The following is a 24,192-nucleotide window of genomic DNA, read 5'->3' as shown; positions in this document are numbered from 1 at the left end:
GATCCGCCCTGCGCGACGGGTTGATTCGGCGCTGTTCGACGGCGACGAGCCCGTCCGGCATCCCCGGACGGGCCAGTTCCTTGAACTCACTTCGCGGGGTCGATGGGGAGGTCGGCCGGGGAGACGTCCCTGATGGAGAGGTCGCCGAACACGGCTCGCGGTTTGGTCGCCCCCCTGGCCGTATACCAGCAGACGAGCCGATCGGCCTCGCCCAGCTTGGCCCCCGCGCCGACGTACTGGAAGGAGCCGGGCTCGGCGTGGTCCTCCACGAATTGAAGGACCGGCGATCGGAACACTTCCCGGCTGAGGAACTTGTCGTGGAGCCGGATCAGTTCCGCCTCGGCGGCCGTTCGGTCGGCGGCGGGTTTGAGGCTCGCCGTGTTGAACTTGGTCTGGTCGAAGGCCGCGAACGGCGAGTCGGGGAAGACGTCGCCGTTGAACCTCGCGGCGGCCCCGAGGAAGCCGACCATCTCCTCTTCCGTGACGGTCGGCCTGGCGATCGCCTGGAACGCGAACCCGGCCGGCGGGTCGAGGCTGAAATCCGCCGCGTCGAGCTTCGCATCGACGACGATCTCGTGGTTCAGGCTCCCCTCGCCCATCACCGACGCGGCCTTCTCCCCAGGGGGCCGGAGGCTCGCCCTCGCGGATTCCAGCTCGACGTCGCCGTTCGAGGTCCAGACGGCGAGGAGGCGTTTCGAGGCGGCGTCGAAGTAGAGGTCCCGGCGGCCGTATCCCTGGTCGTCGCCGCGGTCGACAAGGAGCCGGATGAGATTGGCCTGGGCCCCGTCGATCTCCTTGCGGCCCACGAGCGAGACCGACTTTACGGGGAGGATCCTGGCGACCATGCGGTCTCGGAGGGCCTCGCCGACCCAGGCGAAAGGTCCTCGGACGTCGGGCCAGGTCACGGGGGCTTTCAGGACCGCCGTCTTCTTGTCCAGGTCCAGGACGAGCATGCGACCCGCGCGGACGTCGGTGATCTCGACGACGCGCGGCCGTCCCTCCGGATCCAACAGGGTCTCGCGATACTGCCCCGGTCGTCGGTAGGCGTGGAGCCGCCGCTCGGGCTCGAACCAGGTCGTCCGGCCGTCGGCGCTGGTGGCGCGGGGATAGAAGGTCGTGGTCCAGGTGAGGATCTCGGGATCGTCGACCCCGGGGATGGTGTCCGCGAAGGCGCGTCGATCGAGCTCGCCTCCAGAGCGGAGGTAGAGAGCCCCCAGGGCGATAAGCAGCGTTGCGGCGATCAACTTCGGGCCGAGCGTCATGGCGATCCTCCAGGGTTGGTGGAATCGGGATCGAGACGGGTTTGGGGGGGAGAGAGAGTCGAGGGCGTCCGAATGACGGGCCCGCCAGGCTTCGAAGTCGGGCCGGGGGGCCTCGCCCAGACCTGCCCGAAGCCGGTCCTCCCAGCCGTTCTCGGGGAGCGAGGGGTTCATGTCTTGGCTCCGGTTGAGTCGCGTGCGTCGAGGATCTGGGCCAGCTTGCGCCGCGCCCGCTGCAACCGCCCGTGGACGCTCTGGGCCGAGAGCCCGAGCGCCCGGCCGATCTCGTCGTACGACAGCCCGCTGAAGTAGTGGAGGGTGACGATCTCGCGAGAGGTGGCTTCCAGGCGCTCCAGGGCGTCCTGGACGTGGAGTCGGAGCGACGGGAGGTCGCCGTCTCCGGCCGGCGCGGGTTCGTCGGGCAACGGTTTGTAAGGCGGCCGGTTTGCGTCGATCCGTGACGCCGTCCGCCGACAGATGGTCCCCAGCCATTGCGGGAACCGACGCCGATCTCGCAGGGTGGCCAGGGTGCGGCACGCGATCGCGAACGCCTCCTGCGCCGCGTCCTCCGCCAGGTGGCGGTCCGACAGCCGGCCGCGGGCGATCCCGACCGCCATGCGATAGTGCCGCTCGTAGAGAAGGCCGAAACTCGTCAGGTCCCCCCGACAGGCGGCCTCGACGAGTTCCGCGTCGGGACGGTCCAAGGGGAAGGCCTTTCCTGAAAGTCCGCGAGGTTCACCGACGCCGTCGGGATAGTGCCCCGAACCCCCGGGGAATGAGCGCCGGCCCCGCAAGAATTCTTCACGCGGCGCCGCGACCCGCGGGAGTGTGAGCGGAAGGTCTTCCGCGAGCGAGCCCGCCCCGCCCTCGACGGGCCGAAGATTCAGTCCAGCTCGGACAGGAGACGAAACGTCGATCCGACCTGCACCGGCGGGTCGATCCGGCGCTGCTTGGGGGAGATCCTGGGGGCGTAGCCTTCGGCGCAGGCCGGGTCGAAGCGGCGGATGCGGGCGAGGATGGCGTCGACGGCGGGGAGTCCGGCGGCGTCGAGCTTGGCGAGGACCTTGTCGTCCTCGGTCAGGAGGTCGTCCTCGGTGATCGCCCCCTGGCGGAAGGCCTCGCGGAGCGCCTCGGCGAACTCGTTGTAGATGTAGGCCTCGACGCCGCTGGCCCACCAGTCGCGGTTCATGACGGCGAACAGCCGGACGGCCAGGCGGGCGACGGCGGGGTCGGTGAAGACGATCGTCGAGTCGACCACGGCGACCGCCCCCAGGATCCGCGCGACGTCATCGCGGCGGACGGCCTGGCAGGCCGCCCCGTCGCGCAGGAAGTAGTCCAGGCGGTCGGCGCAGAGCCAGGGCAAGGGGCGTTCGAGGAGCGGGTAGCGGGAGTCGTCGAAGAAGTCCTCGGGGGCGAAGCCCATGCGGTCGAGGGCGGCGACGACGTCCGGGCGACGGAGCAAGAGGGGCTTGAGGGTCTCGTGGTGGTCCTGCTCCTCCGAGGTCACGAGGAAGTCGACCGCGTGCGAGAAGGCCGTGTGGGAGATGTCGTGCACGAGCCCCGCGACCTGCTCCTTGCGGCCGGCGCCCAGGCTCCGGAGCAGCAGGAAGACGCCGACGCAGTGCTCGAATCGGCTGACGTTCTTGAACGGGAAGGCGATCGCCGACGGCCCCGCCTGGCGGATCCCCTTGAGGCGCTGGAAGGTCGGCCCTTCGATCAGATCCAGGATCTCCGGGTCGTCGATCCGGACGGGCCCGTAGACCCGGTCATTCCACTGCATCGGACGTCGATCCCCTCGTCGGCCTCGGGCGGCTCCGCCCCGTCGAGGGCGCCCTTCCCTTCCCATGATCGGCGTCCGGCCGGGAATTGACAAGAGCGGACGACCCGGCGGGCCCCCGCCCGCGCCTTGTTCGCGGTCGGGGGCGTGTGGGATGATCGGGGCGTTGCCTTTCCACCAGCCTGATTTCACCATCGCCCCCGACCGGGGCGGGAGGACGGCATGATTCGACGGATCGCGCTTCTGGGCCTGATTCTGGGGCTCGCGACGGCCTCGACGACGCTCGCGCGGGCGGGCGACCTGAAGGTGGGCGACCCCGCCCCGGCGTTCTCGATGCCCGGCTCGGACGGCGAGACGCACGCCCTGGCCGACTACAAGGGGAAGAGCGGCGTGGTGCTCGCCTGGTTCCCCAAGGCGTTCACGCCGGGCTGCACCAAGGAGTGCCAGTCGTTCGCCGCGGGGAGCGAGTCGCTGAAGGGGTTGAAGGTCGCCTATTTCACGGCGAGCGTCGACGAGCCCGACCTCAACAAGAAGTTCGCCGAGTCGGTGGACGCCGACTTCCCGATCCTCAGCGACCCGGGCAAGAAGGTCGCCGAGGCCTACGGCGTCGTCCACGAGGGCCGCGCCGTCCCCGAACGCTGGACGTTCTACATCGACAAGGAAGGGATCGTCCGGGGCATCGACAAGAACGTCAACGCCGCCAAGGCCGCCGACGACGTCGTCGCCAAGGTCAAGGAACTGAAGCTGGCGGACTGAGCCCGATCATCCCCCCGCCGTCGGCGCGTCGGGGCCCCGTTTTCAGGGCCCGACGCGGTCGGCGGCCTGCCTTTGCAGCCGGGCCCAGCGGTATTTCAGCTCGCCGAGGATCCTCCAGAAGAGGCGGCTGTGCATCCGGCCGGGGATCCGCCCGCAGGCGCTGGCCGAGAACGTGTCCGGCTCGGTGTACTCGAGGTGGTGGGAGACCTCGTGGAGGAAGGTGTCGAACAGCTCCTCCAGGGGACGGCGGCCCTGCTCGCTGTCGTTGACGTACAGCCGGACGAGCCGTCGCGAGCGGTAGTAGCCGCCGAGCACCCGCGCCGTGGCGCGGCTGTTGACGTCGAGGTCGAACTCGACCCGGCAGAGGAAGAGCCGGTCCAGGCGGGCCCGGAACAGCGGCGCGATGGCCGAGACCGGGACGTCGAACCGGCTGGGGAGGTGCGCCGGCCGGCTCACTTCCGACGTCGACGAGGCGTCGCCGCGACCGGGCCGAGATCCCTCGGCGCCGGCTTCGCTCGCGCCCGCTCGCGATCTGCTGGTGGGGCGGGGGGTTCTTGGGTCCATGGCTCTCGGAAGATCTCGGGCGAACGGTCCGGGACGGAAGGGTCGAGGCTCGATCGGGCGCGGGGCGTCGGGTCTCGTACGACCCCGGATCCCACTCTATCACGCGAGCCGGCGCGGGGTGAATCCCGGCGCTCGCGGGATTTTCGGACCGCTCCAATCAACCCCCGCCGCCGGGTCGGTTTGACATCGCGGCCGGGACGTTCGACAATCCCTGACGGGATGGGACGCGTCGGCCGACGCGAGATGCGAGTCGAGGTCGGGACCGGAGGGGGACGGATGACGGGCGCGGATTCGCGGACGCTGGTGCTGACCAACGACGACGGCTACGACGCCCCGGGGCTGGCGGCGCTGCGGCGGGCCGTCGAGGGCCTGGGGACGGCCCGCGTGGTGGCCCCGCTGGCGGCCGAATCCGGCTGCGGGCATCGCGTCACGACCCACGAACACCTCCACGCGACGTACCACGAAGGGGAGGTCGTCGCCGTCTCCGGCACCCCCGCCGACTGCGTCCGCCTGGCCATGCACCACCTGGCGCCCGACGTCTCCTGGGTCCTCGCCGGGATCAACGCGGGGGGGAACCTCGGGGTGGACGTCTTCCACTCCGGCACCGTCGCCGCCGTGCGCGAGGCCGTCATCCACGGCGTCCCGGGGATCGCCGTCTCCCACTACATCGCCCGGGGCCGGACGATCGACTGGGAACGCGCCGCGCGCTGGGCTCGGCCCGTCTTGCAGGACCTGCTGGCGAGGCCCTGGAACCCCGGCACGCTCTGGAACGTCAACCTCCCGCACCCGGACCCGGACGCGGCCGATCCCGAGGTGGTCTTCTGCCCGCTTGACCCCTCGCCCTTGCCGCTCCACTTCGAGGTCGAGGCCGACCGCGCGCTCTACCGGGGCGACTACCAGCGGCGTCCCCGCCGCGAGGGCTCGGACGTGGCGGTCTGCTTCGGCGGCCGGATCGCCGTCAGCCTGGTCCGGCTCTTCGACCCCGACCCGGCCGTCGGAACGCCGTCGGAACCTCGCGACGGGGACGGCTGAGGTCTGGTCGCGGGCTTCGCGGGCGTGTCATAATCATCATGCTCGGCCGGCGGCCGGGCCGACGGCGCGACCGTCGGCCCCGGTCGTCCCGCGCCGCGCCATATTTTCGATCATGCTAGGCTCTTGATTCGAGCCGTATCCGGTTTGAGTGGGAGAACGATCCGATGAGGCGAGGCTTGCTGGGCGTCCTGGGGATCTTATCGCTGGCCTTGGCGTCGGTGCTGCCGGGCTGCGGGGATCCGGGCCAGATCGTTTCGGTCATGCCTCCGGGCGCGACGCCGATCCGCACCGTCCCCGAGGGGCAGGCCAGCGAGGCCCTCGGCGAGTCGGCCAAGCTCAGCGGGGGCGCGGTCCCCAAGGGCGAGCCGTTCCCCCCCGCCCCGCCGACGGCGATCGGCGAGACCAAGACCCTCACGGGGGACGTGAAGTACGAGACCCTCAAAGAAGGGACCGGCGAGGAGGTCAAGTCGGGCCGGGTGGCCGTCGTCCACTACGTCGGCACGCTCGACGACGGCACCGTCTTCGACTCCAGCCGCAAGCGCGGCGCCCCCGCCAATTTCACTCTGGGGACCGGCGGGCTCATCAAGGGCTGGGAATACGCCATCCCCGGCATGAAGGTCGGCGAACTTCGCAAGATCGTCATCCCGCCGGCCATGGGCTACGGCGCGCAGGAGCAGCGCCAGATCCCGCCCAACTCCACGCTCACGTTCGAGGTCGAGCTCGTCGGCGTCAAGTGACCGCGACGTCCGCTCCCACCCGGCCGCCCGGCCCTCCCCGCCCCGCCCGACCGCCGGCACGGTCGGGCGGCGGGCGACGTCCCCCCGCCTGACACCGAGAATATCCACCTGCGAGGCAGAGTATGGCAAGCGCGACGATCACGCCCAAGCTGTCGGGGATGAAGTACCGCGTGGTCAACACCCTGGGCGCCGGGGCGGGGAGCACGATCCTCCAGATCGCCGACAAGAACGGCGGCAAGCGGTACGCCCTGAAGGTCGTCCGCAAGCAGGAGCCCGAGGACGAGATCTACATCGACCAGGCCAAGACCGAGTACGAGGCCGCCCAGAAGCTCAACCACCCGGCCATCGCCAAGGTCTACGACCTCAAGCTCAAGAAGTCCTGGTTCAAGGTCGTCGGCGTCGAGCTGCTCCTGGAGTACGTCGACGGCAAGACCCTCGACGAGATCGAGGCGCCGGAGCTCTCCCAGCTCATCCTGATGTTCTCCCAGGTGGCCTCGGCCCTGGCCCACATGCACCGCCGTGGCGTCTACCACGGCGACCTCAAGCCGTCGAACATCATGCTCACCAAGGCCGGCCAGGTGAAGCTGATCGACTTCGGCACCGCCTGGGTCCGCGGCCAGGAGAAGAACCGCGTCCAGGGGACCCCCCAGTACATCGCCCCCGAGCAGGCCTCCGAGCGGATCGTCAACGAGCGCACCGACGTCTACAACCTCGGCGCGACGATGTATCGCATGTTCACGGGCCGATACGCCCAGCCCGACATCCCCAAGCCGGGCGCCGAGCGGAAGCTGCCGGCCGTCAACAAGATCAACCCCCGCATCCTCTCGAAGCTCAACAACCTGATCCTCGCCTGCCTCGACCTCAACCCCGCCAAACGCCCCGCCGGCATGTTCGAGATCCGCGAGACCATCTCCGCCGTCATCAAGGAAATGGGCCTCGAGGAGGTCGAACTCAAGGGCGCCGACGAGGAAGAATAAACCCGACCTTCACGGATGATGGGGGGCCTTCGACGAAAACGGTCTCCTCCCCTCGCGAGAAGACAGACCCCGTATCCGACGCACGGTCCAAACGCCGACGGCCTGGAAACGCCTCGTTGAACGCCGACGGCGCACGTGCGCGTCACCCCCTCATCCGGCCCTTCGGGCCACCTTCCCCCGCGAGGGGGGAAGGACGTTATGGTTCCGGATGCGGAGACCGACGGCCGTCGTGCTCGTCCACCCCCTCATCATAAGGCCCTTCCAAAACCCGTGACGGCCAGGAATAAACTCCTCGCTCCCTTCCGCCCGGCGGGAGCAACGGCCCGATCGCGGGCCGCTGGAGTCTCGGCCGCTCCGCGCCGAGGTCATCCCTTCTCCCACCAAGGGGTTCCTTCGACGACTCTTCGGAACAGCCTCCGCAGATCGAAGCCTCGGCGGTGACAGGCTGGTCGACGACCGCCAGGTCGGATTTCTCGACTTCTCGATCGGCCTTCCCCTCCCGACGATCCGGGGGGCGCGTCGGGCTTGCGCGCGGGAATTTCGGGAAAGCTCAAGGGGTCCCGGAAAAACGCCGATAAGTGACCTGGTACTCCAGAGACACCTCTAGTAAAAGGGGCTCACCGCGGTGAACGCGATCCCCTCCGATCGTCGTATCCTCCGGGCAGGACGCCCGGGGTCGTCGAACATCAGGGAGGACGCGGGCGCAGCGGGACTGTCAGCCGGCCGACCTGGGTCGTCGGGCTCGTCCTCCATTGGATCGGACGGGGCCTTGATCGACCGAGATCGACCGAACGACGGGACGCGGGCGGCCATGAGGGTCGACCGCGGGGCCGACTTCGCGAGGCCCGCCGCCCAAGGAAGGTCCGGGGTACGCCCCCGGCACATCGTTCACCACCTGGAATCACCACCACTTCTTTCGGCCCCCACGCCGCCCCACAGCGAGCGTGGCCCGTGCGCGCCGGTCGCCGCCCCAGGTTCAGGGGACGCGACCCGGACGGACGATGCGGCGAATCTCCTCGCGACTCCCGGCCCAGCCGCTTCCGTCGACCTCGACCTCGGTCGAGCCGCGTGGCATGAAGCTGGTCCCGGGTCCGGCCCCCTTGCGAGCGGGTCGGGCGGACCGACGCCCCCGAGGGAAAGGAGTCCTTTCGGCATGAAATTCGCACCTGTGCTGCTCCTGCTCGTCAGCGTCGCCCAGGCCGCGGCGGGAGAATCCCAGCCGGTCCTACTCGACTTTCACGCCGACTGGTGCGGCCCCTGCAAGCAGATGCGCCCGGCCGTCAAGGCGCTGGCCGATAAAGGCTATCCGGTCGAGTCGATCGACATCGACGAGGACCCTGCGACGGCCCAGAAGTACGAGGTCCAGGCGGTCCCGACTTTCATCGTCGTCGACGCCGACGGCCGCGAGCTCGGCCGCTCCTCGGGAGCCCAGCCCGCCGCGCAGCTCGCCAAGCTCTACCTCGACGCCCGTGAGAAGGTGGGGGCCGAACGTCCCCGCCAGGGCGATCGTCGCGGGGATTACCTGGCCGACGCCGACGACGAGCCCCCCGCCGCCGAGGCCGACGAGGAGGCCGCCGAATCCCTCACTGAGGAGGAGATCGCCGACCGCGCCGAGAGCCGGAAGTCGATCAACCCCAAGCCCTGGGAGACCGTCGTCCGGATCAAGGTCCACGGCAACGGCTCGATCGGGTTCGGCTCCGGGACGATCGTCTACAGCTCGAACGAGGAGTCCCTGATCCTCACCTGCGCCCACATCTTCAAGCTCGACTCTCGCAAGCAGGTCTCGCCCGACAAGTTCCCCAACAAGATCACCATCGACCTGTTCGACGGCCGGTTGAAGGGGAAGCAGCAGCTCACCTGCGTGCAGCAGGGCATCCCCGGGCAGGCCGTCGACTATGACTTCGCCACCGACGTCGGCCTGATCCGCATCCGGCCCGGCAAGCGTCTCCCCTATTCGCGAATCGTCCCGGCGCACTGGCAGCCGTCCGAGCGGATGGGGATGTACACGGTGGGCTGCTCCGAGGGCCGCGACGCCACCGCCTGGAGCACCATGATCACCAAGACCCCGACCCGGATGCTTCGGGGCAATCCCGAGCACCTGGCGATCGAGTGCACCCACGCCCCGCTCCAGGGCCGCTCCGGCGGCGGGCTCTACACCAGCGACGGCTACATCGCCGGCGTCTGCAACTTCGCCGAACCCCAGGGCGACCGCGGCCTCTACGCGGCCCCCGAATCGATCTACAAGATGCTCGACCGCAACAAGCTCGCCGCCCTCTACGCCCCGGCGACGCTCGGCGATCCCGACACGCTCCTCGCCGATCGGGGCGCCCCGGCGCGGGGAGGCCGACGTCCCGGGACCCTTCGCGGCCAGTCTCCCGACCCCGAAGCTCGGCCCCGGCCCGTCCGGCAGGGCGACGTGACGCTCCCCGAGCCCGACATCGTCCTCGGCCTCGAACCGCTCGCGCCGGTCGACCGTCGCACGGCCCAGGTCCAGCCCGCCAGCAACAAGACCGGCAGCCGCCGCCTCGCCTGGTCGCCCACCCCCTCCTCGGAGCAGCCGACGACCCCGACCCCCAAGCTGGCCTCGCTCCCCAACGGCGCGACCGCCGAGGCGACCGACCTGAACCTCGACTCCCGCGTCGACAGCGACCACTTCCCCCCGCCGGCCTTCGAGGACGGCGAGGACGAAACCCGGATCAACGACGAGGACGTCGGAGCCGGCCACCAGTCCAGCCGCCCGCAGACGCGAGTCGAGATCGACCCCGACCGGCCGATGGCCTGGCGCCCCGTGAAGACCCAGGCCGACGCCGGCCGCTGAGGCCGTCGCCCGAGCATCCTCCCGCATCATGACGAGGCCGACGCCCCCCGGGGGGCGTCGGCCTCGTTCGCGTTCGCGACGATCGCCTCGGGCTTGTTTTTCGGCGTCGCGCCTGATCGAGTGGAGCGCTTCGAATTCGTCTTCGGCTCCCCGGACGGACGGGCGCGGCTCGCCCCGACGCCGGCGGGCGCAGGGCTTCCGCACCATGAATCGCCTCGCCACTCGCTTCTCCCTCCTCCTCGTCGCGGCCCTCGCCGCCCACTCGGTCTCGCTCGCGGACGGCCCGGCCGTCCCCGAAGGCTCGGCGCTGGTCTTCACCTCGTTCCGGGGCAACGGCGACGACGGCCTCCACCTGGCCGCCAGCCGCGACGGCTACACCTGGACCGCCCTCAACGGCGACCGGCCGATCTTCCAGCCCAAGGTCGGCGGCGGTCTGGTCCGCGACCCGAACATCGTCCAGGGGCCCGACGGCCTCTTCCACATGGTCTGGACGACCGGCTGGACCCACTCGGCCATCGGCTACGCCCACTCCAAGGACCTGATCCACTGGTCCGAAGCCCGCCAGATCGTGGTCATGCAGGACGAGCCCAGGTCTCGCAACGTCTGGGCGCCGGAACTCTTTTACGACGATAAGAACGATCGCTTCCTGATCTTCTGGGCCTCGACCATCCCCGGCCGGTTCCCGGAAACCGAGACCACGGGCGACGACGGCTACAACCACCGCACCTACATGACCGCGACGAAGGACTTCGAAACCTTCACGCCGACGAAACTCTTCTACGAGCCGGGCTTCAACTCGATCGACGCCACGATCGTCCGCGACGGCGACCGCTACGCGATGTTCATCAAGGACGAGACCCTCAAGCCCCCCGCCAAGAACCTCCGCGTGGCCTTCGCCGACGCCCCCTCCGGCCCCTTCGGCCCCCCTTCGCCGCCGATCACCGGCGACTTCTGGGCGGAAGGCGCGTCGGCGATCAAGCTCGGCGACCGCTGGTTCCTCTACTTCGACCGCTACGTCGACCACCGCTACGGCCTCGTTACCTCGACCGACCTCGTCCACTGGAACGACGAGTCCGACCGCGTCCGGTTCCCGGCCGACTTCCGGCACGGCAGCGTCCTGCTCGTCCCCTCGACGATCCGCGACGGCCTCGAGGCGCTCGGGCGCGAGTGACATCGGTCGCCGAGGGGCTTCCCCACACGTATCACCCTTCCCCCCTCGCGGAGGAAGGTGGCCCGCAGGGCCGGATGAGGGGGAAGACCAGCACGAAAACCGTCGGTCTCCGAATCCGGAACCATAAAGCCCTTCCCCCGCGAGAGGGGAAGACCGTCAGTCAAGAGAAGGCCGAAGGTCGACAGTCTTATTCTTGAAATCAAGGTTTATCAATGAAGATTCATCTCCTCGCCCTCACCCTGCTCGCGCCGGTCGCGGCGCGCGCCCAGGCTCCCGTCGACTCCGCGGCGGTCGAGCCGCCGCCGGCCGCGGTGGCGTCCATCACCGGCCGAGAGATCGGCGGGCACCTGCAGTTCCTGGCCTCCGACCTGATGCGAGGGCGCGACGCCGCCTCGCCCGAGGCGAGGCTGACGGCCGAGTACCTGGCGTCCCACCTGACCGCCGTCGGCGCCGAACCGCTCGGCGATCCCGGGCGCGGCGGGCGCACGTTCCTCCAGCGGTTCCCGCTCGAAGTCGCCACGCCGCTCTCGGAAGGCTCGGGGCTGACGCTGACCCTCGCCCCCGACGCCTCGAAGCGCGTCGTCGCCTGCAAGCTGGGCGTGGACTACATCTACGGCCCCCAGGGCGTCGCGGAAGGGGAGGTCGACGCCCAGGTCGTCTTCGCCGGCTACGGCCGCCACCTGCCCGACCAGGGCATCGACGACTACGCCGGCCTGGACGTCCGCAACCGCTTCGTCCTGATCTATGAGGGCGCGCCTGGCAACGCTCGCAGCGACCCGGGAGAGAAGCGGGAGCTGGCCGTTGCCAGGGGGGCGTTGGGACTCCTGGTCATCCCGCCGCCCGACGTCGCGGGCGCCTCCCGTCCCCTCGGCTCGCCGTCGGCCTATGGTTTCGATCGGTCCCAGATGACGCTCGGCCGCCCGTCGTCGTCGATCCCGACGATCACCCTGTCCTCCTCGATCCGCGACCTGCTCGTCTCGGCCCTCCAGCTCGGGGCCGGCGAGGAGGCCGCCCCCATGCAGTTCGGGAGCGAGTTCCGCGCCCGCTTCGCCCACGCGGTCAAGCGTGAGCCTCGCGAGGATCGCAACGTCATCGGCTTCCTGCCCGGCTCCGACCCGGTCAAGAAGAACGAGCTCGTCGTCTTCAGCGCCCACTACGATCACGTGGGGGTCGACGACAAGGGGGAGATCCACAACGGCTCGGACGACAACGCCTCCGGCACCAGCGGCCTGCTGGAGATCGCCCAGGCGTTCGCCGCCGCCCCCCGTCCGGCGCGGAGCGTGGCGTTCCTCTGGGTCTCGGCCGAGGAGAAGGGCCTGCTCGGCAGCAAATGGTTCGCCGACCATCAGGCCCTGCCCGAAGGGGGCAAGATCGTCGCCGACATCAACCTCGACATGATCAGCCGCAACGACCCGACCAAGATCGGCGCGACCCCCTCGCCCAGCCACCCGGACTACAACACGCTGGTCACCGACGCCGCCGTCGCCGCCCAGGCCGAGGGCCTCGAAATCCTGTACGACTCCGACCCCTACTACGGCCGGACCGACAGCTACAACTTCGCCGCCAAGGGAATCCCCGTCATCTTCTTCTTCGCCGGACTCCACGAGGATTACCACAAGCCGTCCGACGACGTCGAGAAGGCCGACCTCGAAAAAGCCGCCCGAGTCGCCCGCGCCGCCTTCCGCCTCGGCTGGAAGACCGCCCAGGCCCCCGAGCCCCCGAAGAAGATCACCGCCCCCCCCGCCGCGAACCCCTGACGCGAAGGCGGAACCGCCAGATCCCGAGCCCAACCTTGTTGCGGCGGATCAAGAGACCATCGAGCCCGCCGGGGTGGTCCGCCGCATCATCCGGCCGTCGGCACCCCAGACGCCGGTGGCCCGCGACTTGTTGCGAGGCAGGACTTTATCCCGGACAGCGAGCCGTGTCCCTGCAAGTAAGTGAGCTTTCGGCAGCCACGTCATAGGACGACTGTCGGTCCAGCATGCCGATCATGTCGTGAGTCGAGATCGACGCCGACGGAGCAAGAGCGATGACCATCAACGCAAATGAAGCGGATGCCATGTTCGCAGCGGCCGCCGAGAGAAGGCGGGCCATCGACGCTCAACTGTCGGAACGACCGGTCGAGGAGGTCCTCGGCCTCGTGAGCGCAGCAGGCGTGTACGGCGGCTTCCTGGAGGACGGACCAAGGACCCTGGGGTTCACCTTCGAGTACTGGAAGATCACGCCCGGTCCCGTCAAAAAACGACCGCTCAAGGTCCGGTGCAACTGTTCGGCCGAGGAGTTCTACTCGTTGCGGGATCGCATACCCACCTACGCGGTCCTTCGCATCCGCGCCCGAGTGGTCGAGGAGTCGGTGATCGGGACATCGGAAGCCGAACTCCTGGAGGTGCTCGGCCCCGATCACTCCGACTCCGAATTGAATCAAGCCGCGATCGACCTCGAGACGCCCGTCGTGGTCGAGGATCGTCAGTTCGGGAAACTCACGCTGGATCGCACGGTCAACTGGTATACGACGACTACGAAATGGAACGGCGCGGCCGTCGTCCTCAAGCTGGACGTGGGCGATTCCGCCGCGATCGACGGGGCGCTCGCGGCGGCTCGCACCCTCTGGAATGACCCGAAGCGGTGGACGGAGCGCATCCTGGATTACGCGGTGGAGAAGCTCCTCCCCCTCAAGAACGCGAACTGGTTGGACGAGGACGCGGGGGAGGCCGAACTGACCGCCCGACAGTTCCGATCCCGGATGAAGCTCAAATCGATCACCGTGAGGCCGGACGGCTCGTTCGACTTCTGGCACGCCGACGGCGGCCTGTTCTCCGGCCACTGGATCCAGGTCGGCGGCGATCTGAACGCCGGTCCGACGCGTGCGGATATCCCCGGCTGAGAGGCTCGGACAAAACCACATGATCGTCCGATCCGACCCAGGAGCAGCTCCCGGATTCGTCGACTTCTTTTCCGGTCGACGGCCGGGCATTGAACCTACCGCGGATGGGATGCGACCTTGATCCAGACGGGTCGATGCGCCCGTCGGCGAGGTTTCCATGACGTCCGACGACTCCCAAAGCCTGCGGGATGAGATCCTGGTGCTGAAGCACCGGCTCGGAGACGCCTCGGCGTTCGACGAACTGATGCGACGGTGGGAGCCCCGGCTCCTGTACTATCTCCGCCGTCTGACGCCCCAGGAGGCCGACGCGTGGGACGCCCTCCAGCGCACCTGGCTGGCCGCTTTCCGCGACCTCCGCCGCCTGAAGGACCCGAAGGCCCTCCGCGCCTGGCTCTACCGCGTGGCGCGGAACCAGGCGGCGAGCCACCTCCGCGCCGAGAACGCCCGGCGAGGCCGCGTCGAGGATCTCGACCCGGACGGACTCATCGACGACGCCTGGACCCCCGACCCCGACGAGGCCGAGGCCGTCCACGCCGCGCTCGCGACGCTCAGCCTGGCGCACCGCGAGGTCGTGACCCTCCACTTCCTGGAGCAGATGCCCCTCCGCGAAATCGCCGAGGTCGTCTCCGCTCCGATCGGGACGGTCAAGTCCCGACTCCACCACGCCAGGCGGCTGCTGAGGCAGGCGCTGGCTCAGTCGAGGACGCCTTGAAGACGGTCGCCAGGTTCCTTTTCCCCGCGAGGGAAGGACGTATCCATCGAACGAGTCCGACCAACGAGGAGGAGGATAAAGCCATGAACATCGACGACGCCCCCACGCTGGGGGAGTGCTTGATCCGCGTCGAGCCGGAGGACGCCGATCTGCGGCGACGCTATGAAGAAGGCAAGCTCGCGCTCCGGGAGCGTCGGCTCACGCCGTTGCAGAGGGCCCTGGGATGGGTAGGGGTGCCGTTGAACGTCGGGCTGGCCCTGGCGGTCGGCTGGCGGCTCTGGACGACCGGCTCGGCCGAGCCCCCGGGATGGGCCGCGCTGCTCGCGGCGAGCGCTGCGGGGTTGCTGGCGATCGGCGGCTGGCTGTTCTACGTTCTTCTCCAAGGAGGCCGCGTGACGTGGCGGGCCGACCGGGTCTTTCAGGTCGTCGCCGCGGCGTCGGCGTGCGGGATGGCCGCCGCGGCCTTCGAGGTGGCCCGCTCGCTGGACGACCGCCGCGCCGGGTTCGGCATGCTGGGAGTCGCCGTCGTGACGCTCGCCGGAGCGGGGGCCGGGCTGGCGGTCGAGTGGGCCCGCCGCGCCAGGCTCGAAACCCGGGTCGCGGCGCTGGAGAACGAGCTGCGGCTGGCCGAGCTGTCCCGCAATGTGGCCGACCTTCGCCGGGATCGGGACCGAGACCGGCCCGGGAACGACGCGAGCCCGGCCCCCTCGTGATGAGGGGCCGGGCTCGTCACGGGACCGAATCGACCGTTCTCAATTGCCGGCGGCGGCCGAGGCGGGAATGGCGACCTCGACCTATCTGGCCGTACGCTCGAAACGGGCAAGGATGTGTTTCAAAAGGACTTCAATGGACGCCCAGGCTACTCCAACTTCCTAAATTTCGTGCGTGGCCATATCCCATTCGTCCCAAAGCCCTCAGTTCAAGTACGTGGATTATTTCCATAGATCCATCTAAATAGTTCACGCCAAATGCGAAAGTGACTTCAACGGAGGAGGTGACGATGTACGGCGTACCAGATGGGTTAGACCTCCGCTTTCTTCACGGCTCTGAGTTGATACAAGTCTGCCTCGGGCTGCATCAGATCCAGTTCAACTTCCACACGGAGGGGGCCATCTCCGTGGAGGGCGAGTGGGAGATACTGGGGGCCGATGGTTCGTTGCTTGACCGCAGCGAACCAGCCCCCAGGACGCAGGCTTTTCAACTTCATCGGCTGCTGGGACGGCGGGTCAGCCAGACACAGGTGAACCCACCGACCTCCGTTGCGCTGCAGTTCGAGAGCGGGGAGGTTCTTCGGGTATTCGACACCTCGAAGGAGTACGAGTCGTTCACGATCCAGCCCGGTGATGTCGTGGTCTAAACAACTTGAACCGCCTGGCAGCACCGTTGCCACGGCTAGGCGTGGACGCTCGCATCACTTTCGCATTTGGCGGGAGCCATGGAGCACCACTGGCGCGGGCTGCTTATCGAGCCGCCTTCTTCTCGTTGGCGATGAACTCGTCGAGTTCCTTCCGGGCTTTGGCGCGGAGGATTGGGGGGCATGCGGTGACCAGTACGGCCTCAGGGTAGCCGAGAGCCTGTTTAGCCCATTCCCACCGGCTGGCCGAGTCGACGTGCCTCAGGATCTTTCCGTCTCGGAAAGCGAACGTCGGCTGGATCTTGTAGCGGACGTGACGTTTGCCACGGAACATGTAGTCAGCGATCCACCAAGCCTTGACTTCGCCGTCCTCGGTCCTCACGTCCCCAAACTCGATTTTGACTTTCTTGGAACAAACCAGTCGCCACATGGCCGAGATATCCGCCTTGCCAGAGAGCTGGAAGGCCAGATCCTCAAACTTCGCGTCGTCGCGGTAGCATTCCGAGGCGTCTGCCGCGTCGAATCGCTGGAGGGCCTCGTAGAAGCGTTGGACCGTCTTCTCGTCGGGCGTCATGGCGGTCTCGGCGTTAGGCGATGGGGCGGCGAGGTTGTGAAGCGGACAGCCTAGAAGCCGATCGGACCGGAATCAACTCAAAAAAGATGTTATAAGCCATTTTTGCCGCTCTGTCCTCTGGGCACGAGACTTCCGCTCGGTTCCAATGGGTCGCCAGAGCGCCACGATTGCTCCCGGACGTCGCGATCCTCGCGCATTTTGGAAATTACCGGCCAACCGGTCGGCAGTCGGCCGCGCACCCAACCTGGAGTGTTTAGGCGGCCAGTGAAGTTCTCAGGTGGCCGTGTTGGCCAGTCGCCAAATGTGGGATGGCTGAGCCCTCTGCCGCGTTTCCGAGTCCACCCGAACCACCTCCATTTCCCCCATTGAGTGCCTGGCCAACAAATCCGAGGAGACCATCGAGCTCGTCGGGGTGGTCCGCCGCAACATCCGGCCCTCGGTCACCCGGCCGTGGGAGGCCTGCGGCGCCCATGGCGCAGCCGCCCTGTCATCGCGGCCTGTTTCCTGCGCCCTCCTATTCATCGGATCGTACTTTTGTTATGGTGTTAATCGGTTGGTATGACGACCGAGAAGCTCCTCCGGCTCGATTCGAACCTGTCGAAGCCCCCTCTCTCGCCTCGCCCGCCAGTTGGAACTCTTGCGAGTCCACCTTTCCCAGCGGCCCGGAAAGCAATTTGGGCGGTCGCGGTACGTTCATTCCGGAGCTTGATCGTGGGCAAGAAACTGTACGTCGGAAACCTCACCTACAACGTCAACGAATCCGACCTGGAGACGTTGTTCAGCCAGTTCGGGACGGTGCAGAGCGCCCAGGTCATCGTCGATCGGGACACCAACCGCTCCAAGGGCTTCGCCTTCGTGGAGATGGGTTCGGACGCCGAAGCCCAGGCGGCCATTCAGGGTCTCAACGACCGGGACCACGACGGCCGGAACCTGACGGTCAACGAGGCCAAGCCCCGCGAGCCCCGGAGCGGCGGCGGTGGCTACGGCGGTGGCGGCGGCGGTGGTTACGGCGGCGGTGGTGGTCGAGGCGGCTATGGCGGCGGAGGAGGCGGCTCCCGTTATTGATCCTCGAGGGTGCTCTCCCTGGCTCCTGCGCATGCAGGCGCCAGGGCGATCCCCGGTCCATCCGGCGCGCAGCGAGCGCGAGCGAGAATCCCCTGAGTCCCTGGAGGTCAGATGAACCGCTATCCGGCCGGTGAAGGGTGGATCACGGACGTCGAGATGGGCCGATGCTGCAGCGTCACGGTCCCCGTGGCGAACGGGAGTCGACCCGCCCCCGGGGATGTCATCCTCTTCGAACAGGGGCACCGTCGGGCCGGCGAGGCGCCGCACTTTCTCAACGGGGGCGATTGCGTCCAGGTCTTGCTCACCGACGTCGTGGACCTCGGGGCCTCCGATTCGTTCGCCGGCGAGTCGAACTTCCAGATCTCATGGAGCCCGCTCGGCCGCTTCGAGGCGCCTGCGCCCGGCTCCTCGAAACGCGTGAAACCCACGCGCCGGCCCTGAGGGTTCACCGCCCTCGCCAAGCTCGGTTCTCGCCGAGGCCGGCAGTTGGCCAGACACCAAACCCATTACTGGCCGGCACCGCTTGGATCGACCTGAATCCGTTCGCCGCCGGTGCCGCGGAGACGCCCGAGGCCTCGCGGCAAATCTCGCTTCGCGAGCGGCTCGACCACGCCAATCGCGCGGCGACGCCGATCCTCGTCTGCCTGCTCTTCCACCCCGCGAACTGGCTCGAAATCTACCAGGTCCTGAACCGGCCTCATCCTCCCGCCCGGCTCGGCCGTCCTCGCCCCGCCCGTTCCGCTCCCCCCGGGCGACGACCGCCCCGGCCGCTTCGGGTTCCTACCCGGTCCTCTCGACCAACCCGCCCGCCCCTGACGCCCGATCCGATCCTGACCTGACCTTCGGGACGTCGGTACCTCCGTCACGCGCCGACGCCATCCGCCCCCGCTCCTGCATTCGCATGCATCGATTGTTGCGGAGGAGCCGGCGACGATACGCTCCCCGGTTCTCCCCGAAGCCCTCAGTTCAAGTGCGTGGCTTGCTTCTCTGCCCTTCTCTGCTCATAACGGGTTTTACTCCAAGCTTTTGGGAGCGAACCATGGTGGACGACGGTTCGTATCTCGAAGACATTGCTCGCGAAATAACATACTACGGGCTTGCCGACTGGCAGATGGACGCAGACGTGTGCGCGGCTGTCTTTGAATACAAGGGCGGAGCATTCGGTAATCAACTTAGAAGCCGCAGCCTGGAAGTGATAAAATACATGGTCGACAATTGTCTAGTTAAGGTTGGCGAGCTTGGTTACAACGAAAATGAAGTATTCACCTTCAAGCCTTGGCCCGGAACTACCGAGGTGGTGATGGAGCGACTTCGACAGAACTGGCCGGAGAACATGGACTTTCCCGAAGGCATGGGTGATATCTTCTGGGTCTCGAACACCGAATTAGGTGATCGGCTAGGAAGGACGCATCCCGAAGATGTCGAGTAAGCGTCCCTTCCATGAGCGGCATTACGCCTCCTCCGGGCGTGGATAGCGGAACTCCGGGTCGACGCCGTTCGAGGGGCGGGGCCAGCGCCGACCAACCAGGGGCCAAGTTGGCTAAGCACCCAGGCAGGGAAGAAGACCACCGCCCCCCGCCGCCGAGCAACCGTGACGAATCGACCGCCGCCCCTGCTCCTCGCGGGGAGGGGTCGGCGGGCCGGATTCCGCGTTTCTGCAACCGATTCCTCGAACGCTTGAATCCGTTCGACCATCCGGGCGCATGATCCAGTTGGGGGATTCCCCCGCGGGTCGCGTCGTCCGTCGATCCCGACCCGGCCGATCTCGGAAAACGACGCGTCCGGCGTTCAGGAGACTCGATCAAAACCGCCGAACGAAGCCAATTCAGGTTCCCGGAATTCGCATATATCTCGATGGTCTGGAACAGTTTGCGTCCGATGGCTTCGCTTTTCGAGGTTTGCGATCGAAGCCAATTCCCGGCCGTCGCGCGGGGGGCTGTCGGCGTGAGATCGAGGTCGGGCGGGGTCGGGGCGTGAACCGGCGGGGCGGGGGCGTATAATGGGTTTGTCTTGAGTGGCGGTTTCTCGCGATTCGACCCTGATCGGGAAGGGTCGACCGGCCGACGGCGCCGGCGATCCGGGAGGTGGAGCATGTCCGACCTGTTTCGTCTGATCGACGCCCACGGCCATGAGCTGGCCCGGGCGGACACGATCTCGTACTTCCGAGCCGTCGCCGCCGACCTGGAGCCGGGGCGGTACACGATCCAGGAAGTCGTCGCCGACTCCCTGGGCCACGAGCACAACATCCGGCATTGGGGGACGATCAGGCACCTCGAGGATGGGACGATCGTCCTCCACCCCGATGAGCCCGCGGATTCCTGACCTGGCCTGACACCCTCCGCCGAAGCCATCCCCGCCGCGATCGCGAGCCGGCCCCGCCGACCCAGGTCGCGGCTCCTTCCCTCCCCGCCATCACGGACTCGCCCCCATGAAGACGCCCCGCGCGTTCCCGGCCCTCCTCGGGCTCGCCCTCGCCTGCCTGGCGCTCCCTCTCCTCCCGATCGCCCGAGCGGAGGAAGGGCCTCGCGACCTGTTCAGCGACACCTGGGTCGCCGTCGACGGCCTGGGCCGACGGACCCTGACCGCCTCGGAAGTCGGCCCGCCGAAGCCGGACAAGACGGTGGCCATCTTCTACTTCCTCTGGTTGGGGCGCAGCGGCGAGCAGGGCCCGTTCGACATCTCGAAGATCCTCCAAGCGGCCCCGAACGCGATGAGCGAGCCGGGCAACCCGCTCTGGGGGCCGAAGCACTACCCCCACCACTGGGGCGAGTCGATCTTCGGCTATTACCGCAACGACGACCCGGCCGTCCTCCGCAAGCACGCCCAGATGCTGGCCGACGCCGGAGTCGACGCGGTCTTCTTCGACGTCACGAATCAGCTCACCTACCCCGAAAGCTGGAAGGCCCTCGGGACGACGTTCGACGAGATGCGGCGGCAGGGCCTCCGCGTGCCGAAGATCGCCTTCCTCACCCCGTTCTGGGCGCCCCGGAAGGTCGTCCGCGAGCTGTATGAGCAGCTCTACGAGCCCGGCCTCCACCCGGACCTCTGGTTCCAGTGGAAAGGCAAGCCCCTCATCCTGGCCGACCCCGACCTGCTCACGAACGACGTCCTCAAGCGCGAGAAGCACACGACCTCGGTCCCCCTGGCGCCGGGCGAGACGCTCGGGACGTGCTTCACCGTCGACGTCCCGTTCGACTCCGCAGCGCTCGTTACGCCGACCTGGGGCGAGCGCGGGGCTTCGGCGACGCTGACGCTCCGTCGCGGCGACGCGAAGGGTGAGGTCGTCGCCTCCCGGCGGGTCGAGGACGTCCGCGACAACGCCTGGCAGGCGATCACGCTCGACGCCTCCGCGCCGGCGGGCGCCTACCACCTGGAGCTGTCCGAACCGAAGGGCCGCATCGGCGTCTGGAAGGACGGACGGGGGGAATTGAACCTTCGGGTCGGTCGGATCGACGAGGCCGACCGCCGCATGATGTCGTTCTTCACGTTCCGCCGCCCCCAGCCCGACTACTTCCAGGGCCCCACCGCCCGGGCGCAGTGGAGCTGGCTGGAAGTCCACCCCCAGCACCCGTTCCCGGATGAGGAGGGGAAGCCCGAGCAGGTCTCCGTGGGCGTCGGCCAGAACGCGGTCGACGGCAAGCTCGGCGTGCTCAGCCACCCGCGATCGCACGGGAGGAGCTTCTCCAACGGCCGCCAGCCGGGGCCGGAGGGGGTCGATTTCACCGGCAAGAACTTCGCCGAGCAGTGGAGCCGGGCGCATGAGATCGACCCGCCCCTGGTCTTCGTCACCGGCTGGAACGAATGGATCGCCGGCCGCTTCGACGAGACCTTTCCGCTGGCCGGGGCCGGCCCGGTCACGTTCGTCGACCAGTTCGACCGCGAGTTCAGCCGCGACATCGAGCCGATGAAGGGGGGGCACGGCGACGCCTTCTACTACCAGCTCGTCTCCGAGGTCCGGCGCTACAAGGGGGCCCGGCCCGCGACCGTCGTCACGTCCCGTCCCATCGCGATCGACGGCCGGTTCGACGACTGGGACGGCGTCGCCCCCGAGTTCCGCGACACGATCGGCGACCCGGTCGACCGCGACTATCCGGGCTGGGGCCAGACCCTCCGCTACGTCAACCACACCGGCCGCAACGACCTGATCGCCGCCCGAACGAGCCGCGACGCCGACCGCGTCTCCTTCCTGCTCCAGTGCCGCGCCGCGATCCGGGCGACGCCCGAGCAGGGGGGCCCGATGCTGCTCCTCGACGTCGACGCCGACCCGAAAACCGGCTGGCTCGGCTACGATTTCGTCGTCGGCCGCACCCCGGGTCGGCCGACCCTCGAACGCAACGTGGGCGGCAAGTACGAATGGGCCGACCCGCAAGCGATCGAAGCCGCGACCGCCGGCGACCGCCTGGAACTGGCCCTCCCGATCGCGTCGCTGGGCCTCAAGCCCGGCTGGACCTCGATCGACTTCAAGTGGGCCGACGCCCTCGCCGAGACCGGCGACTGGTCCGACTTCACCCTCAACGGCGACGCCGCCCCCAACGACCGCTTCAACTACCGGGCGGTGTTCGAAGACGGCCGCTGACCCCGGAGACGACGCCCCGCCCGGCCGTCGCGATCAAGCCTTCTCCCAAGGTGGCCTTCAGGTCGGCCGAGGGAGCGTCGCGGCGGGATCGGTCGGGGACTCGGCGGCCGACGTCACTCGCCCTGGACGTATCGGCGAAGGATTCGGTCGCCGTCGGCCTCGATCACCGGTACCCCGTCGGGGATGGTCAGCTCGGTGAAGAGGCTGTCGTCCACCTGAGGACGGAGGGTGATCGCCTCGGCCTTGAACTGGTGGATCCCCAGCGCCGTCCGACGCCCCTTGGCGAGCTCGAAGGGGTCGTAGACGACGACCGAGGAGGCGGTCGGGAACCAGAGCCCGGGCTCGACTTCCCTCAGGGCCTCGACCTCGCCGGTCTCGACGGGCGACGTCCGGCTCACCTCCGGGTTGAATCCCTCGGTCTTGATGGGCAGGTGGTTTTGCTTGACGGACAGCCAGAGCTTGACGACGTCCGGGTCGTCCTCGATCCGATGATGGGCGATCTTCACGACCTGGCAAGGCCAGCCCCTCACCTCCTCCTCGCCCGCGGGCTCGACCGTGATCCGGCGTTTCTCGGAGGCCGACCGGCCCCCGAGGATGCGGGAGAGCGGCCCGTCGACGCCGAAATTGGGGAGGAGCAGCAGGTGCGGGGTGTAAATCTCGTAGTCGATCGCGGTCGTGTTGTGGAGGATGTTCGCGATGGCGCGACCGTCCAGGTATCGGGTGTCCTTGCCGTCGCTGATCCGGGTGATATCCAGCCGGAGCCGGTCGCCCTTGACGGGGTCCTCGAAGCCTTCGAGCCGGTATCGGTACTTCGCGCCCTTGATCACGTAGTCCACGACGTGTTCGCGGTCCCGGATCATCGTCTCCAGGCGCACCGTCGGGGCCTTCAGGCTGTATCGTCTCGTGAACTTGATCCGGAAGTCATCGTAAGCGGCCTCATGGGCGCGGACCTTCTCGATGATGGGGGCCATGTCGTCGCCGTACGCCTGGGAAGCCAGGCTGAGAAGCACGGCGATCGGCGTGGCGAGGAAGCGAGCCATGGCGAGCCTCCATCGGCGTCCGAAACGGCCCGGGGGGTCCGGCGAGGGGGGCCGAGCCCGGACCGGGAACGCTCCGACGACCTGCGTACGGCGGCGGTCCCGGTCCGAACGCTTGGAGTCAGTTCAGTTCTTCGATGGTGATGTCCTTGTAGCGGACTTCCATCGCGGGGCCGACGTGGACCTGGAGGGCGATGACGCCGTCGTCGGGGAACTCCTTGTCCTCGCGGTCGATGACGGTGACGCCGTTGAGGACGACGGTCAGGCGCTTGCCCTTGAAGGTGATGGCGAGGTCGTTCCAGTCCCCCTGCTTGACGATCTTGGCGGCCTCGGCTTCGGGGTAGCGTTCGAGGATGCCGCGGCCGCGCTCGTCGTAGAGCAGGCCCCAATAGCCGTCGGCCACGTCGGCCTGCGGGCCGGAGACGGCGCCGTCGTCGGCGCGCTTGCTGCGGACCTGGATGCCCGAATTGCCGTTGCGGAGCTTCACCTTGGCCTTGAGGGTGAAGTCCTTGTAGGACTTCGCCGTGACCAGGAACTCGTTCTTCTTGAGGTCGCCGGCGGTGCGGCCGACGATCACGCCGTCCTCGACGCTGAAGAGGGCCTTGTCGTCGGGCGTGATCCAGCCTTGCAGGCTCTTGCCGTCGAACAGCGGCGTCGCCTGGGCGCGGGCCGGTGCGGCCGACGCCTGGAGCAGGAACGCCGTCGCGAGCAGGCCCGCGAGCCGGATCGTGGTCATCTTGCGCATGATCGCTCTCCCCTGGGTGTGAGAAGGTGCGGCGGGAAGGCCGCGTGGTGCGGTCGATCAACTCGACCGGCGAAGACGCGCCGATTGTCGGGGCGCGGCGGGGCGGGGTCAATGGGCCGCCCGGCGCCCGACTGGCGGGATGCGCCGGCCCCCT

General features: G+C 68.3%; 23 protein-coding genes. 16 read left to right on the top strand and 7 right to left on the bottom strand.

What is annotated here, in order from left to right:
* Positions 1-86: 86 nt before the first annotated feature.
* The 3 genes from VT85_RS09255 to VT85_RS09245 all read right to left on the bottom strand — a co-directional run bounded on the left by VT85_RS09255 (position 87) and on the right by VT85_RS09245 (position 3,039).
* Positions 87-1,433, bottom strand: a complete 1,347-nt coding sequence (locus VT85_RS09255; RefSeq protein WP_068413703.1) for a hypothetical protein — start codon at positions 1,431-1,433, stop codon at positions 87-89.
* The gene (locus tag VT85_RS09250) at positions 1,430-1,963 is read right to left on the bottom strand and encodes an RNA polymerase sigma factor (RefSeq protein ID WP_068413700.1); all 534 of its coding nucleotides are present in this window, start codon (positions 1,961-1,963) and stop codon (positions 1,430-1,432) included. Before VT85_RS09250 ends, VT85_RS09255 begins: the two co-directional genes overlap by 4 nt.
* Before the next feature lie 179 nt (positions 1,964-2,142).
* Positions 2,143-3,039 carry an HD domain-containing protein gene (locus tag VT85_RS09245; RefSeq protein ID WP_068413690.1) on the bottom strand — a complete coding sequence of 299 codons (897 nt, stop codon included), beginning with the start codon at positions 3,037-3,039 and terminating at the stop codon, positions 2,143-2,145.
* Between the two features lie 219 nt (positions 3,040-3,258).
* Here VT85_RS09245 and VT85_RS09240 point away from each other — a divergent pair, with 219 nt between their 5' ends.
* Positions 3,259-3,792 carry a peroxiredoxin family protein gene (locus VT85_RS09240; protein ID WP_068413687.1) on the top strand — a complete coding sequence of 178 codons (534 nt, stop codon included), beginning with the start codon at positions 3,259-3,261 and terminating at the stop codon, positions 3,790-3,792.
* Positions 3,793-3,834: 42 nt separating this feature from the next.
* Here VT85_RS09240 and VT85_RS09235 read toward each other — a convergent pair whose 3' ends face one another.
* The gene (locus VT85_RS09235) at positions 3,835-4,248 is read right to left on the bottom strand and encodes a hypothetical protein (RefSeq protein WP_068413684.1); all 414 of its coding nucleotides are present in this window, start codon (positions 4,246-4,248) and stop codon (positions 3,835-3,837) included.
* Positions 4,249-4,632: 384 nt separating this feature from the next.
* Here VT85_RS09235 and surE point away from each other — a divergent pair, with 384 nt between their 5' ends.
* The 10 genes from surE (at position 4,633) to VT85_RS09185 (ending at position 16,044) form a co-directional block, all read left to right on the top strand.
* On the top strand, positions 4,633-5,388 hold the full coding sequence (surE, locus tag VT85_RS09230; protein WP_068421699.1) for a 5'/3'-nucleotidase SurE: 756 nt from the start codon (positions 4,633-4,635) through the stop codon (positions 5,386-5,388).
* Positions 5,389-5,552: 164 nt separating this feature from the next.
* Positions 5,553-6,125, top strand: coding sequence for an FKBP-type peptidyl-prolyl cis-trans isomerase (locus VT85_RS09225; RefSeq protein ID WP_068413682.1), 573 nt, complete (start codon positions 5,553-5,555; stop codon positions 6,123-6,125).
* 122 nt (positions 6,126-6,247) lie between these two features.
* Positions 6,248-7,102, top strand: a complete 855-nt coding sequence (locus tag VT85_RS09220) for a serine/threonine protein kinase (protein WP_068413680.1) — start codon at positions 6,248-6,250, stop codon at positions 7,100-7,102.
* 1,153 nt (positions 7,103-8,255) lie between these two features.
* Positions 8,256-9,920 (top strand): thioredoxin domain-containing protein, encoded by a 1,665-nt coding sequence (locus tag VT85_RS26635; protein ID WP_082858469.1) that lies wholly within the window; start codon positions 8,256-8,258, stop codon positions 9,918-9,920.
* A gap of 205 nt (positions 9,921-10,125) precedes the next feature.
* Positions 10,126-11,091, top strand: coding sequence for a glycoside hydrolase family 43 protein (locus VT85_RS09210; RefSeq protein WP_068413678.1), 966 nt, complete (start codon positions 10,126-10,128; stop codon positions 11,089-11,091).
* A gap of 212 nt (positions 11,092-11,303) precedes the next feature.
* On the top strand, positions 11,304-12,848 hold the full coding sequence (locus VT85_RS09205) for a M20/M25/M40 family metallo-hydrolase (RefSeq protein ID WP_068413675.1): 1,545 nt from the start codon (positions 11,304-11,306) through the stop codon (positions 12,846-12,848).
* Positions 12,849-13,120: 272 nt separating this feature from the next.
* Entirely contained in the window at positions 13,121-13,975 is an 855-nt protein-coding gene (locus VT85_RS09200; RefSeq protein WP_082858468.1) for a DUF2262 domain-containing protein, read from the top strand.
* Between the two features lie 157 nt (positions 13,976-14,132).
* On the top strand, positions 14,133-14,687 hold the full coding sequence (locus tag VT85_RS09195; RefSeq protein ID WP_068413669.1) for an RNA polymerase sigma factor: 555 nt from the start codon (positions 14,133-14,135) through the stop codon (positions 14,685-14,687).
* An 83-nt stretch (positions 14,688-14,770) separates the two neighbouring features.
* Entirely contained in the window at positions 14,771-15,400 is a 630-nt protein-coding gene (locus VT85_RS09190) for a hypothetical protein (RefSeq protein WP_156512768.1), read from the top strand.
* 287 nt (positions 15,401-15,687) lie between these two features.
* Entirely contained in the window at positions 15,688-16,044 is a 357-nt protein-coding gene (locus tag VT85_RS09185; protein ID WP_068413663.1) for a hypothetical protein, read from the top strand.
* A 103-nt stretch (positions 16,045-16,147) separates the two neighbouring features.
* Here the strand turns inward: VT85_RS09185 and VT85_RS09180 are convergent, their stop codons facing one another.
* Positions 16,148-16,615, bottom strand: coding sequence for a nuclear transport factor 2 family protein (locus tag VT85_RS09180; protein WP_068413660.1), 468 nt, complete (start codon positions 16,613-16,615; stop codon positions 16,148-16,150).
* 711 nt (positions 16,616-17,326) lie between these two features.
* Here VT85_RS09180 and VT85_RS09170 point away from each other — a divergent pair.
* From VT85_RS09170 to VT85_RS09150, 5 genes are all read left to right on the top strand, one after another.
* Positions 17,327-17,680 carry an RNA recognition motif domain-containing protein gene (locus VT85_RS09170; protein ID WP_068421696.1) on the top strand — a complete coding sequence of 118 codons (354 nt, stop codon included), beginning with the start codon at positions 17,327-17,329 and terminating at the stop codon, positions 17,678-17,680.
* Positions 17,681-17,791: 111 nt separating this feature from the next.
* Entirely contained in the window at positions 17,792-18,121 is a 330-nt protein-coding gene (locus VT85_RS09165) for a hypothetical protein (protein WP_068413654.1), read from the top strand.
* Positions 18,122-18,719: 598 nt separating this feature from the next.
* Entirely contained in the window at positions 18,720-19,109 is a 390-nt protein-coding gene (locus VT85_RS09160) for a hypothetical protein (protein ID WP_068413651.1), read from the top strand.
* Between the two features lie 662 nt (positions 19,110-19,771).
* Positions 19,772-20,002 carry a hypothetical protein gene (locus VT85_RS09155; protein ID WP_068413648.1) on the top strand — a complete coding sequence of 77 codons (231 nt, stop codon included), beginning with the start codon at positions 19,772-19,774 and terminating at the stop codon, positions 20,000-20,002.
* Between the two features lie 106 nt (positions 20,003-20,108).
* On the top strand, positions 20,109-22,256 hold the full coding sequence (locus tag VT85_RS09150) for a hypothetical protein (protein WP_068413645.1): 2,148 nt from the start codon (positions 20,109-20,111) through the stop codon (positions 22,254-22,256).
* A 113-nt stretch (positions 22,257-22,369) separates the two neighbouring features.
* Here the strand turns inward: VT85_RS09150 and VT85_RS09145 are convergent, their stop codons facing one another.
* The gene (locus tag VT85_RS09145) at positions 22,370-23,296 is read right to left on the bottom strand and encodes a hypothetical protein (RefSeq protein WP_068413642.1); all 927 of its coding nucleotides are present in this window, start codon (positions 23,294-23,296) and stop codon (positions 22,370-22,372) included.
* A 118-nt stretch (positions 23,297-23,414) separates the two neighbouring features.
* Entirely contained in the window at positions 23,415-24,038 is a 624-nt protein-coding gene (locus VT85_RS09140; RefSeq protein ID WP_068413638.1) for a DUF1080 domain-containing protein, read from the bottom strand.
* Positions 24,039-24,192: the final 154 nt, after the last annotated feature.

Source organism: Planctomyces sp. SH-PL62, from assembly GCF_001610895.1.
Taxonomy (GTDB): Bacteria; Planctomycetota; Planctomycetia; order Isosphaerales; family Isosphaeraceae; genus Paludisphaera.
Note: the sequence above shows the minus strand (reverse complement) of the source record. Positions and strands in the feature narration are given on the sequence as shown.